Here is a 12,958-nt window from a genome sequence, read left to right as displayed (position 1 = left end):
GCGAGCCCAACACCATGATCGACACCAAGGAACGCATCGTCATCGTCGGCGCCGGCCGACTCGGAGGCGCACTCGCGACGGGCTTCGTCGTCTCGGGGCGCTGCAGCGAACTGGACGTCGTGCTCTGCCGCCGCCAGGTGGAACGGCTGCGTGAGTTCGGGCTGCGCGGGCACCCGCTCGTGCCGGACGCGCGCGAGGCGGTCGACGGCGCGGACATCGTGCTGATCGGCGTCCAACCCCAGGAGATGGACGCGACGCTCGCCGCGCTGGCTCCCGTGCTCGCGCCCGAACAGATCGTCGTGACGCTGGCCGCGAACGTCACGACCGCCACCGTCTCGGACGCACTCGGCGGCGTGAATCCCGTGGTGCGCGCGATGCCCAACATCGCCGCGGCCATGTTGCAGTCGATGACGTGCCTCGCGATCGCGCACGACGCGGACGCGCGCACCGAGGCCGCACTCGCGCGCGTCGAACGCTTGTTCGGAGCGGTCGGCAGCACGCTGCGACTGCATGAGGACCTGATGGAGTCGGCCACGGCTCTCGGCGCCTGCGGCATCGCTTTCTTCCTGCGCGCCATCCGCGCCGCGAGCCAGGGCGGTATCCAGATCGGTTTCCACCCCGAGCAGGCGCTGTTGATCGCGGCGCAGACCGCGGCCGGCGCCGCCGCGCTCGCGCAGGACAGCGATGCGCACCCCGAAGCCCTGGTGGACGACGTGACGACGCCGCGCGGGTGCACGATCGCGGGCCTGAACGAGCTCGAGCACAGCGGATTCTCGTCCGCACTCGTGCGCGGCATCCTGACCGCGGCCCAGCACGCCGGCGGGCTCTACCGAGGATGAGCGCGCTGCGTCGACACCGAGCGCGTCGCACCGTGCAGGTCGCCTGCGCGGCGATCGCGCTGGGCCTGGCCGCGTGCGGGGGCGACGGCGCGAACGGCGCGAACGAGGTCGATGGCGCCGCAGCGGACACCGCGAGCGGATCGACACCCGCGGTCGCGCAGAACGGCGCGCAGGACGTCGCGCCCGAGCCGCGACCCGCCGGCTCCGCGCCGCCCGGCATGGTCTGGATCGGTGGCGGCACGTTCACGATGGGGTCCGACGCCGACCTCGCCTGGCCGACCGAACACCCCGCGCACCGCGTGACCGTCGGCGGGTTCTGGATGGACGCGACCGAGGTCACGAACGCGCGTTTCGCGGCCTTCGTCGACGCCACCGGTTACGTCACCGAGGCCGAGCGCCCGGTCGACCGCGCCGAGCTCGTCGCCGCCGGCGTGCCCGCCGAGCTGATCACGGAGGCGGACCTGCTGCCGAGCGCTCTGGTGTTCGAGACGCGCGCCGACGCCGTGCACGCGGGCCGCGTCGAGGACTTCGACTTCACGCAGGTCTGGCACATCCGGCCCGGCGCGGACTGGCGCCACCCCGAAGGTCCGTGGTCGTCGATCGAGGACCGCATGGACCACCCGGTCGTGCACGTGACCTACGCGGACGCGCTGGCCTTCTGCGAATGGGCGGGCTGTCGCCTGCCGACCGAGCCCGAGTGGGAGTGCGCGGCGCGCGGCGGGCTCGAGAGCGCGACCTACTCGTGGGGCGACGAGGACGTGCTCGATCCGGTGCCGCGCGCGAACGTCTGGCAGGGGACGTTCCCGAACGACAACTCGCTGGCGGACGGGTTCGCGCGCACGGCGCCGGTCGGCAGTTTCGCGCCCAACGGGTTCGGGCTCTACGACATGGGCGGCAACGTCTGGGAGTGGACGGCGGACTGGTTCCGCTCGGACATGAACGCGCGCCGCGCCGCCGAGGCCGCGCGCGGGCCCGTCGTCGATCCGGTGGGGCCGAGCGATCCGTGGAACGAGAACTCGCCATCCGAGCGCGGGCGCGTCACGAAGGGCGGCTCGTTCCTGTGCGACACCGAGCAGTGCTTCAACTACCGGCCGAGCTCGCGCATGGCGAGCGAAGCGACGACGCCGCTGTGCCACACGGGCTTTCGCTGCGTCCGCGATCCGCGCTGAGGCACGGCGTCGGCGGAGCGTTCCAGCGGCGCGGGTGCGAGCGACCGCACCGTTGCGAGCCCGTTCGCCGCAGCCTCGATCCGAAGCGACACGCGCTCGCTCGGCACCGGATCGAGACAGCACGGGCTCGCCGCCGTGTGGACTCGTCGCAGCGCCGCAGCGACCGCGACCCTCAACCGCCGAGCGGCACGCGCGCCAGTCCGCGGTGCAGCGCGCCGTCCGCCCCGAGCCGGCTCTGCATGAGGTGCACCGTCTCCACGCGGAACGGCGGCACGTCCAGTAGCGAGTCCGCGAGGTCCAACTCGACCGGTCGCTCGAAGCGGCACAGGGTCAGGTGCGGCAGGAAGGAGCGGGACGTGCGTTTGTGCGTCGCGAGGCGGTGCGCCAGCCGCTCGTGCAGTTCGCTCAGCGGGCTCGGTAGGTCGCAGATCGCCGCCAACAGGCGCGCCGGACCGTCCTGCGGCAACGGCGCCAGGTGCAGCGGCGCGACGTCGAACGGCTGAATGCCGCGCGCGGCACCCGTCACCGATTCGCGCACGCGTTCGAGGTCGCGCTCGGGGACGTCACCCACGAACAGCGCCGTCAGGTGCAGTTGGTCGTGGGTGGTCGCACGGTGCGGCGGCAGGTCGTGCTCGCCGAGTTTCGCCAGCAGCGCCCCCGTGGTGGCGGCCGGCGGGTAGAGCGCCACGAACACGCGCGCCGTGCCCAGCTTCGCCGCCGCTCGCCGGCGTTCCTGCGACGCACCGCGACCGCGCGGCGAACGTCCGTCGTCGTCGACCTTCATCGCTGGGTGACTCCCGCGGTCGACGGGTCGCGACGGACCGCGACGCTCACTCGTCGTCCTGGGTCGGACCGGCCGCTCCGGCCTCGAGCTGCGCCAGGTTCTCGAGCCCGGCCTCGATCTGACCGCGCAGCATCTGCTCCTGCCACTCCTGTCCAGCGGGTGCGGGCGGGATCACCTCGAGCGCGCGGTTCCACGCCGCACGCGCGCCGTCCGCGTCGCCCGTGTCGGCGCGCGCGGAACCGAGCTCGCGCAGGCGCTCGAAACGGTCCGGACGGCGTTCGTTCGCCATTTCGAGCCACGGCAAGGCGTCGGCCGCGCGATCGGTCGCGAGCAAGAGCCGTCCGAAGAGGTACGCGCCGCGCCCGTCGGCGTCCGCTTCCGCCGCGGCGGTCTGGGCCCAGTACAGCGCCGACTCGATCTGGCCGCGGCGCTCGTCGAACAGCGCCATCGTGTGCCGCAGCGGATCGCCGGCGGGCAGGATGCGGTCGAGGTCCGCTCCCAGTTCGCCGAGCCGCGCGGGGTCCGGACACAGTTCGTACGCGCGCCGCAGGTACGGCAGCACGTCCTCGTTCGGCACCTTCGCGGCCAGCAGCATGACCGCCGTGCGCCAGTGCGGTTCGAAGCGATCACCGCCGAACTGACAGGCTTCGACGTACTCGGCGAGGGCCTCGTCGTCGCGCCCCATGCTCAGGAGCGTCGTCCCGCGTTGCAGGTGCGCGTCGGGATCGGACGGATCGATCCGCAGCGCCTCGTCGAGCAGCTGCAGCGAGTCCGTCGGCCGCTCGTCGCGGCGCGCGAGGATGCCGAGCAGGACCACCGGTCCCGCGCTGTCCGGCGCGTTGTCGCGCGCGAGCTCGGCCAGTTCGCGCGCGCGCGCCGCCGATCCGCGACCCATGGCGGCGCGTTCGGCGGCGGCGTGCGCGGCGAAGAGCGCGAACTCGGGATTCGACGGCTGCAGCTCGACCGCGCGGTCCAGGTGGTTCGTGGCCGGGATCCACTGACCCAGTCCGAAGTGGACGAGGCCCTTGTTGAAGTGCGCGAGCGGATAGTCGGGATAGAGCTCGATGGCGCGCTCGAAACTCGCGAGCGAGTCGTCGTAGCGGCCCATCGCCGCCAGCGTCGCGCCGCGTCCGGTCCAGGCTTCGTGACTCGTCTCGCCGCCGGGGACGATCGGCTTCGGTTCGCCGCCCTCGTCCGCCGCCTGCAGACCGATCACGAGGTCGAAGTAGCGCAGCGGCGCGTCCAGTCCGCCGTAGCCGTCCACCTGGCCCTGGTACAGCAGCGACCAGCCGGTGCCGAGGTAGGACTGCAGGCGGTCGAACTGCGAGCCGGGGACGTCGACGCCCTCGGCCACGCCTTCCGCGATGTCGAGCGCGCGCGTGAAGTACTCGAACGCGCGCTCGGCGACCGGCAGCGTGGGCGTGCGGCGGAACTCCTCGAGCGTGATGCGACCGAGGTTCCACTGCACGAGCGCGATGTTCGGGTTCTCGGCCTCGGCCGCGCGCCAGAAGCCGTCGGGCGTGTCCCAGGCGGCGGTGCGGCGCGCGCCGTGCAGGCCGAGCAACGCGGCGAGCGCGAACGTCGCGACCCACGGCAAGGCGCGTGCGGCGGGGTTCTTCGCGCGCGCGGCGCCGCGGAACAGCACCAGCGCGAACAACAGCGCGACGCCCGGCACCGTGCCGTACACGAAGCGATCCGACAGAGGGAACTGGCCGACCGACTGCACGCGCAGGACGAGCGGCGCGAGGAGTGCGAGCGGCCAGGCCCACAAGGCGAGCGCCGTGCGGTCGCGCCGCTTCCAGAGCACCGCTCCGACGGCGATCGCGGCACCGATCGCGACGAGCGGCACGGCGAGATCGCCCGCGTCGACCGAGCCGCGGAACGGGCGGAAGACGGTCAGTTCCGCGGGCCAGGCCGCGAGTGCGAGTCCGCCGCCGAGCAGCTCGATGCGCAGCTCCTGCAGACGCTCCCAAGTCGCGGCGAGGTAGACGTTCTGCGACAGCAGGCCGCCGTGCCAGTTGCCGAACACCGAGGTGCGAATCAGCCAGTAGGCCGCGAGCCACGGCCCGAACGTCAGCGCCGGGCGCACGAAGCGTTGACCGCCGCGGATCGCGCTGGCCACCGCGCTGCGCAGCGCCGTCAGGTCGAGCGCGACGAACACCAGCACGAAGCCGAGCGCCGTCTCCTTGGCCAGCACCGCGCCCGCGTAGCACAGCACCGCGCGCCAGGGCAGGCCGGGCGAACCGGCGCGGCGCCAACCGATCCAACTGATCGCGCCGGTCAGTCCGAAGGCCAGCATCAGCGGGTCGTTGATCGCGCTGATCCAGGTCACCGCCTCGACGCCGAGGGGGTGGACGCCGAACAGGAGCGCACCGGCGAGTGCCGCGTCGATGCGCCCGGTCAGAAGGCGCCCGAGCCGCGCGACCTGGACGACGCAGACGAGGTGCAGCACGAGCGACGCGAGCTTGAACGCCACCGGCGCGCCGTCGCCGATCGCCCACAGGAGCGCGAACGACAGGGACGTCAGCGGCCGCCAGTACTCGACGCGCGCTTCGTTCGGCGACGTGGCGAACCCCCACAGCGAGTTCGTGAGCAGATCGGGCAGCCGCGCCAGGTCCTGCACCATCGGGTTCTGCAGGATCAGGATCTCGTCGTCGTAGACGAAGCCCCCGCCGAGACCGAAGAGGTAGGGGACGGCCGCCAGCAGCACGACCGCCGTCAGCGCGACCAGGGGGAGCCTCGGGAGTGCGGTGGGGCCCCCGGTCGGAGCCGCGGCGTCGGTCTGGATGGGGGTCTGCATCGTCGGGCCGGCGTCGCGGCGCGTCGGATCCTACTGGAGCGTCGGGCGCGGTTCGCGGGTGGTGGCGCGCGGGTCGGGTGGCGGGCGACGAGCGCGGGCAACGCGTCCGGTCGGGACGGCGCGCGACTCCGGCGATTCCGACCGACGCAGGCTCGGGATCGCCCCGCTGCTCCGGCCGCGCGCGCAGGCTGTAGCATCCGTCGCCGTGGACGTATCCAAGAACGAGCGAGGTCGGGCCGGGCAGAGTTCCGGTGGGTGGTGTGGCGAGGGATCGGGAGCGGGGCGCCTTGCGGCGTGGCTGTTCGCGCCGTTGCTGGCGTTCGGGCTCGCCGCCTGCACGGGCGAGCCGGCGACCGAGCCGGTGGCCCATGTGGTCGAAGTGCCCGGTGGCGTGGTCGAAGTGCCGGGTGACGAGGTCGAAGTGCCCAGTACCGAGGCACCGACGACCGTCGCGCCGTTCGCTGGACAGGCCGCCGCTGAAGATGCCGCGGAGCACGGCGCCGAGCCGTCCACCGGCGACCTCGACCGATCGATCGTCGAAGCGCCCATCGTCGAGGCCCCGCCCACGCCCGCCGTCGAGCCCGACCCGGCCGTCCGCTACGAGCGCCTCGCGACCGTCGGCGCCAGTGCGTCCGGTGGCTTCGGCCTGCGCAGCGAGGTCGGCCGCGACGTGGCGCTGGCGGACCTGATCCGCGCGGCCGCCCCCGACTCGTTCGGCGAGGTGCGCGACCTGGCGGACGCGATGTTCTTCCTGATGCCGGACCAGAACCTCGACGAAGCGCTGGCCGAACTGCGCGACTACGAGCCCGACGTCATCGTTGGTGCCGACCTCCTCTTCTGGTTCGGCTACGGCGGCAAGTCGATGGAGCTGCGCCTCCCGCACGTGCGTCAGGCCTTGGCCCGGCTGGACACGCTGCTCGAGGAGTCGGACGCGATCCTCTTGCTCGGCGACTTCCCCGACGTGCGCGACGCGACGCCGCTGATGATGCCCAAGCGCTACGAGCCCGACGACGAGACCCTCGCCGCGCTCAACGCCGAGGTGCGCGGGTGGATCGAGGCGCGGCCGCGCGCGCACCTGGTGCCGCTGGCCGCGTTCCTCGACGACCTGAAGGCGGGCCGCAGCATCGAACTGCGCGGCGAGACGGTCGACACCAGCGACGCGACGGTCTGGCTGCAGGGCGATCGCCTGCACCCGACGCTCGCGGGGACGGCGGCGCTGGCGCTGATGACGCTCCAGACGCTCGAGCGGACGGCCCCCCTCGAGGGAACCGTCCGCTGGGACCCGATCGCCGTGGCGGACCGGGTGCGTCGCAAGCCGGAGCGGGCGAGCGACGAGTGATGGGGCCGCTCCGCTCGGCCTGATGGCCGGTGGAGCGACGCGGGCTCAGCGACCTTCGTCGGTTGTCGGCGCGACGCGCGTGTACTCGATGCGCATCTGGAGCGACTCACCTTCGGGCGAGAGGACCACGCGCTCGTAGTCGAAGGCGGAGTTCGACGTGATCGAGATGCGTTCCTCGAGTTCGCGCACGACCATCGACTCGGGATCGATCTCGGACGTCAGCATCGTGAAGCGCATGCCGTCCGGCGACGCGTAGCCCGCCCCCGAAGCCATGTCGACGACCATGTTGTCGATCCAGACCGACTCGAAGACGCGCTCGGCCGGGCTGTAGCCCATCAGGCTCATGCCCTCGAACGTCTCGTCCTCGGACATCGGCATCTGGAACGCCTGCTTCAGGAAGCGGCCGCCCATGATCCACGAGCCGGTCATCGTGCCTTCGTTGACCTGCGGCTCGTCCATGCCGGGCACGTAGAACATGACCTTGGCGTTCCAGTCGCCGACGAAGACGTCGAGCATCCGGTGGAAGTCGCCCGGCTGGTAGAGGCCAGTCGTGTCGAGAGCGGCGACCGTGCCCTGGTCCTGGTCCTGGAGCGGTGCGGTGGCGGCGGGAGCTTCGAAGGTGCCCGTGCGGCCGGCGGCGAAGCCGATGGCGAGGGCGGCGGGAACGGCGAGCAGTGCGGTGGTGAGATTCATGGACTCGGTGGGTCGTGGGGGAGGAGGGCGGACAGTTTGCCGCCGTTCGAGCCCCCTGGCGACCCCTCGGTCGGTTCCGTTGGTGCAATCTGATTGGGCCGGCCTCACAGCGTCGAGCCTGCCCTAGGGGCGGGCGCGTAGCCTGCACGCTCGAGCGGAACGACTCGGCACCAGTGACTGCAATGAACACGTCCAAGGCTCTCATGGTGGCGGCTGGGCTCCTCGTGCTGATGGGGCTCGCGGGCTACCTCCTTTCGGCGAGCAACACGGGGGTCGTGCACAGGGCGTCACGCGCCGACTGGCCGACGGAGCCGGAGATCGCCTTCGCTCCGACCTTCTCGTATCGGCCGACGATCAGCGTCGTGGGCATGTCTGCCTCGCTGCCCGACGGGGACGTCCTAATCGGCACCGTCCATGAAGGCGACGGCGACACGGTTCGCGTCGTTTGGCACTGGAGCTCGGGCGGAGGCCTGCCGAAGGCGACCGAACGCGCGACGTACCAGCTGTCGGGGACGCCGACAGCGGCCGCGGTCGGAACCGATGGCGTGCTCCATGTGGCTCTCGCGCGCGACGCTCGCTCCTGGGTCGAGCGCATCGAATTCGGCCTGGCGCTCACGGAGACGAAGGAACGCGGAAGCTACAGCCTGACTCCGCCCGAGATTCGCGGATCGACGCGCGTGTACGACGAAACGAGTGGCTCGAGCGGCATGTTCGTACACATGGCCGTCTCGGAGGACTCCACCACCGATTTCGTCGTGTTGACCAACTATCCACTGGCGATCGCGATGCTCGACTGCGACGCAGGGACGCTGACGCCCTATTTCGGTGGCGACGCCGTCCAGCCTCTCGCCGGCTACCTCGACAACTTCGAGACGCGCTCCAGCGCTCTCGGGACCGTGTACCGGTTCGTCTCGTTCCGGCCCGACGGTACGACGCCCGTCCCAGGTCTGGCGCCTCAGACGAATTACACGGTCGATGTCACGGACATCGGAACCGACGGAGTCCTGGACACCTGCGAGTTCGTTCCAGGCTCGAGGCTCGTGTTGAAGTGAGAACGGAGCACACGGGCACGCGGCTGATCGGACGCTGGGCGTGCGACAGCGGGCTCCATGGTAGAGCGCGGTTGGCGCGTCCGTACGCGCCGTCCCGCCTCACTCAGTACAGAATCGTCCCCGACTGCACGCCCGTCGTGATCAGCGGCAGCGCGGGCGCGGCGAACTCCACGATGCCGGCCTGGAAGTGCAGGTCGAGGCCCAGGGGCAGGTTCAGGATCGACACCAGCTGGCGTGCGTGGCCGAGATCGGGCGGGATCGAGCCCATGGCCAGCAGGTGCAACTGCGCCATGTCGCCGCCGCCCAGGTCGCTGTCGATGATGCCCGGCACGAGCGTCGGCTGGTGCACGAGCGAACCGATCAGGTAGTAGAAGTCGTAGGACGACGAGGCCACGAACAGCTCGACGCCGGCCGAGCGATCGAGGCCCACCGAGCCGCTGTCGGTCAGGTCGATGGTCGGGCTCGCGACGACGATCGAGTTCACCGTGGACAGCACGGAGCCGCCCGCGTGGATCAGCTCGACGTCCACCAGACCGAGGCTCGGCAGACGCGTGTAGCGCACGTCGATCTGGCCGTCGTCGATGATCGTCACGTCCGCGTACGGCAGCGTGGTGCCACCCAGCCGCACGCCCGAGACGTTGGTCAGGTTCGTGCCGAGGACGGTCAGCGTTCCGCTCGCGTCCGGAGCGAGCACCGGCACCGCGCTCGGATCGAGCGCTGCAATGGTGGGCGCGAACTTGGCCGCCAGACCGCTCTGGGTCCACTGCACCGCGCCGCCCGCCTGCACGAGGCCGTAGCCGAAGTCGTCGTCGCGACCGAGCGGGCCGAGGTCCATGGCGGTGGTGGCGAGCGCGCTCTCCACCTCGGCCGCGGTCAGCGCCGGATCGACGCTCAACACCAGGGCCGCGACGCCGGCCACGAACGGCGAGGCGAACGAAGTACCGCTCAGGGTCGTGTAGTCCGCGCCCGCGAACCCGTCGGCACCGGTGCGGTCGGTGGTCCAGACGGTCTGGCCCGGACCCGCGAACGCCAGCGCGGGGCCGAAGCAGCTGAACGCCGAGCGATCGCCGTCCGGGTCGATCGAGCCGACGGCGTTCACGCTCGCGACCTCGGCCGGATAGCCGATCGCGCCCGCGGAGTTGCCGGCCGACGCGAAGTGGACGATGCCGGCCGCGCGGGTCGAATCGAACTTCTGGGTGATCGAAGTGACCGGCGCGAACCCGAGGCTCGTGTTCGTGACGCGCACGTCGTTCACCCGGCAGTGCTCGAGCGCGTTCAGGAACCAGCTCACCTGGAAGGCGCCCTGGCCGTTGCAGACGGTCGTCGTCGTGAAGACCTTCAGACTCTTGACGCGCACGCCCGGCGCGACGCCCGTCGTGCCGAGTCCGTTGTTCATCCCGGCCGCGATGCACCCGGCGACCGCGGTGCCGTGGCGATCGCAGGCCGTGGCCGGACCGCCGTTCGAACCGCTGCCGGTGAAGTCGACGCCGGGCACCTGCATGATGTCCGGGTGGTCCTGCTGGACGCCGTCGTCGAGCACGCCGACCACCACAGTGTCCACGCCGGTCGTCACCGCCCAGGCCGCGGGCGCGTCGAGGTCGTAGCCACCAGGTCCACCCAGTTGGCCCGTGTTGCGCAGGCTCCACTGGCTCGGATAGAGCGGATCGTTCGGCACCTGGTCGAGGCGGACCTCGAGCTGGAAGTCGAGGTCGCACCAGCGCGTCTCGGGCAGACTCGCCAGAGCCTCCGCCGCGGCCAGCACGCCGAACCCGTCCACGAACTCGGTGCGCACGAGGTACGTGTCCTCGAGGCCCGCGGGTTCGTGCTGGAGCACCTCGCCGTAGGGCACGAGCAGTTGTTCGGCCAGTACCTCGCCCACGCCCGGCTCGAAGGCCACGAGCAGGTCCTTCGTCGCGACCAGTCCGTCGCCGCGCGCGTCGACGAAGCGCGGGCTCGCGAACGTCACGCCCTGCTCCCAACCGATCGCGTCCACCAGCTCGACCACGTCGCGCGTCGTCCGCAACGACGGCGGCAGCGCGACCCAGGCCGTGCCCGCCACGTGCCAGGGCGTGACGGTGGCGTCGACGCCGAACTTGTCCAGCACGAGCTCGACCAGATGCGCCTCGGGGAAGCTGTGCTGCACCACGAACCCGGTCGGGTCGATCGTCAGCGCGCGCGTCGAGCCCTGGTAGGTGTAGGTCGGCTCGAGCGACTGTTGCGGCGCGCTGGCGGCGAGGGCCGAAGACCCGTGCGCGGCGAGCCCGACGGCCAGCACGGCGGCCGCGAGCGGACGGACGCGCGCGCGCGACGCAGCGCGAACGGGCCTTCCCGAAGCCTCGGCCAAGGGACGAACGTCCCCCTGCGGGCCCCGGGTCCCGTCCCCACGATCGGTGCGTGTCATCGTCGTCCTACGTCCTGGGCGTGCCGCTCGCGCTCGGCCCTTCCCGCCCACATGTGTCGAAGCGCGCACGTTCCCCCGTGCAGCGGCTCCGCGAGTGCGCGACCCTATCCCGTGCGCGCGGGTGCGGTCCGAGAAGAGTTTTCCGACGGCCGCCACGTCGGTCGCACGGCCCGAGTTGCGCGCGTCGAAGGTCGGTGCGGGCGGGCCAGCGAGTAGGATGCCCGCCCCATGGGGCGCGAGAAGTCGGAGCAGGAACGGGCGCAAAGAGGCGCGATCGGTGAGAGCGCCGACGACCGTGCAGTCGACCGTGCCATCGAGCGCGCCGCGACCGATTCCGAAGCTGCGGGCGGGGGTTCCGTCGACCCGAGCTCCGACGCCGACGCGATCGCGCTGCCCGGCCTCGCCGAACGTCAACTGATGGCGATGGAGCTGTGCGCCTGGTTCGCGCTGCACAAGCGCGACCTGCCCTGGCGCCGTACGAACGACCCGTACGCGATCTGGATCAGCGAGGCAATGCTGCAGCAGACCCAGGTCAGCCGCGTCCTCGACTACTGGCCGCGCTTCCTAGGCCGTTTCCCGACCGTCGACGCCCTGGCGCGCGCGGAGGACGACGCCTTGATGGCGGCCTGGAGCGGGCTCGGCTACTACCGCCGCGCCGTGGCCCTGCGCGAGGCGGCGCGCGTGATCGCGTCCGAGTACGGCGGGCGCTTCCCGCAGCGGCTCGACGAAGCGCTCGACCTGCCCGGCGTCGGTCCGTACACGGCGGGCGCGGTGCTCTCGATCGCCTACGGCTTCAGCGAACCGCTCGTGGACGGCAACGTCGAGCGCGTGCTGGCGCGGATGTTCGCGCTCGAGGATCCGGCCGGGTCCTCGCCGCTGCGCCGCTCGACCTGGGCGCTCGCGTCCAAGCTCGTGCCGCCCGACGCGCCGCAGGGCGATCCGCGCGCGCCCGACGGCCCCGGTTCGTTCAACCAGGCGCTGATGGAGCTCGGCGCGACGCTCTGCACGCCCAAGCGCCCGAAATGCCTCGTGTGTCCCTGGGCCAAGCGCTGTGCCGCGCGCGCCGCCGGACGCGAGAGCGAGTTGCCGCGTCCGCGCGTGCGGCCCGCGGCGATCGAGGTCGAACTCGAGATCGCGCTGGCGCTGGGACGCGATCGCGTGCTGCTGCGCCGCCGCCCGAGCACCGGACGCATGGCCGGGCTGTTCGAGTTCCCGACGCGCGAGGTGGCGAGTTCGCACCTGTGGCCGACGGCCTGGCCGCACGCGAGTCTCGAGACGGGCGACGAGCTCTTCCGCCTGCGCCACGGCATCACGCGCCACCGCATCGAAGCCCGCGTCCTGCGCGCGGACCTGTGGAAGCCGCTGCCCGTGGGCGAGGACGCCGACCTGTTCTGGCTGCCGATCGCGAGCCTCGCGGGGCGTCCGTTGACCGGTCTGGCCCGGAAGGTGGCCCACGAGTCCGACGTGCTGCGGCGCGCGCTGTCGCGGTAGGTCGGAGCGCAACGAGCCGATCGATCCGTTGAACCTGCTCTTCGTCTGCTCGAAGAATCGCCAGCGCAGCCCCACGGCCGCGCACGTCGTGGCCAACGATCCCGAGTTCGCGGACGCCGGGTACGAGGCTCTCTCGGCGGGTCTGAACGCGGACTCGGACACGCCGCTGACGCCCGATCTGATCCGATGGGCCGACGTCGTCCTCGTGATGGAGCCTGGCCAGCGGACGCGGCTCTCGCGGCGCTTCCGGGCGCACCTGCGCGGCAAGCGCGTCGTCTGTCTGTCGGTCCCCGATCGCTTCGAGGTGCTGGATCCCGAGCTGATCGAGTTGCTGCGCCGGCGGCTGCGCCAGCATCTTCGGTGACGTCCGCGCCGAGGGATCCTCGCTCC

General features: G+C 71.9%; 10 protein-coding genes. 6 read left to right on the top strand and 4 right to left on the bottom strand.

The window, feature by feature from the left end:
- The first annotated feature begins 14 nt into the window (after nt 1-14).
- On the top strand, nt 15-839 hold the full coding sequence (gene proC / locus Pla163_RS17020) for a pyrroline-5-carboxylate reductase (RefSeq protein WP_145191390.1): 825 nt from the start codon (nt 15-17) through the stop codon (nt 837-839).
- 32 nt (nt 840-871) lie between these two features.
- Nucleotides 872-2,008 (top strand): formylglycine-generating enzyme family protein, encoded by a 1,137-nt coding sequence (locus Pla163_RS17015; protein WP_419186071.1) that lies wholly within the window; start codon nt 872-874, stop codon nt 2,006-2,008.
- A gap of 172 nt (nt 2,009-2,180) precedes the next feature.
- Here the strand turns inward: Pla163_RS17015 and thpR are convergent, their stop codons facing one another.
- Complete coding sequence (gene thpR / locus Pla163_RS17010; RefSeq protein ID WP_145191382.1) at nt 2,181-2,792, bottom strand: RNA 2',3'-cyclic phosphodiesterase; 612 nt, start codon at nt 2,790-2,792, stop codon at nt 2,181-2,183.
- A gap of 46 nt (nt 2,793-2,838) precedes the next feature.
- Nucleotides 2,839-5,592: a tetratricopeptide repeat protein gene (locus tag Pla163_RS17005; protein ID WP_145191379.1), complete on the bottom strand. Its 2,754-nt coding sequence runs from the start codon at nt 5,590-5,592 to the stop codon at nt 2,839-2,841.
- Nucleotides 5,593-5,797: 205 nt separating this feature from the next.
- Between Pla163_RS17005 and Pla163_RS17000 the strand changes: the two genes are divergently transcribed.
- Nucleotides 5,798-6,931, top strand: a complete 1,134-nt coding sequence (locus Pla163_RS17000; protein ID WP_145191376.1) for a hypothetical protein — start codon at nt 5,798-5,800, stop codon at nt 6,929-6,931.
- A gap of 45 nt (nt 6,932-6,976) precedes the next feature.
- On the opposite strand, the gene Pla163_RS16995 is transcribed toward Pla163_RS17000, so the two are convergent.
- Entirely contained in the window at nt 6,977-7,624 is a 648-nt protein-coding gene (locus tag Pla163_RS16995; protein ID WP_145191373.1) for a DUF1579 family protein, read from the bottom strand.
- Between the two features lie 182 nt (nt 7,625-7,806).
- Here Pla163_RS16995 and Pla163_RS16990 point away from each other — a divergent pair, with 182 nt between their 5' ends.
- Entirely contained in the window at nt 7,807-8,676 is an 870-nt protein-coding gene (locus tag Pla163_RS16990; protein ID WP_145191370.1) for a hypothetical protein, read from the top strand.
- 103 nt (nt 8,677-8,779) lie between these two features.
- Here Pla163_RS16990 and Pla163_RS16985 read toward each other — a convergent pair whose 3' ends face one another.
- Nucleotides 8,780-11,020 carry a S8 family peptidase gene (locus tag Pla163_RS16985; RefSeq protein ID WP_145191367.1) on the bottom strand — a complete coding sequence of 747 codons (2,241 nt, stop codon included), beginning with the start codon at nt 11,018-11,020 and terminating at the stop codon, nt 8,780-8,782.
- 285 nt (nt 11,021-11,305) lie between these two features.
- On the opposite strand from Pla163_RS16985, the gene Pla163_RS16980 reads away from it, so the two are divergent.
- Nucleotides 11,306-12,568, top strand: coding sequence for an A/G-specific adenine glycosylase (locus Pla163_RS16980; RefSeq protein ID WP_145191364.1), 1,263 nt, complete (start codon nt 11,306-11,308; stop codon nt 12,566-12,568).
- Nucleotides 12,569-12,596: 28 nt separating this feature from the next.
- Nucleotides 12,597-12,932, top strand: coding sequence for a phosphotyrosine protein phosphatase (locus tag Pla163_RS16975; RefSeq protein ID WP_145191361.1), 336 nt, complete (start codon nt 12,597-12,599; stop codon nt 12,930-12,932).
- The last annotated feature ends 26 nt before the right edge of the window (nt 12,933-12,958 follow it).

The sequence above is a fragment of the Rohdeia mirabilis genome, assembly GCA_007750655.1.
Lineage (GTDB): Bacteria > Planctomycetota > UBA1135 > UBA1135.
Note: the sequence above shows the minus strand (reverse complement) of the source record. Positions and strands in the feature narration are given on the sequence as shown.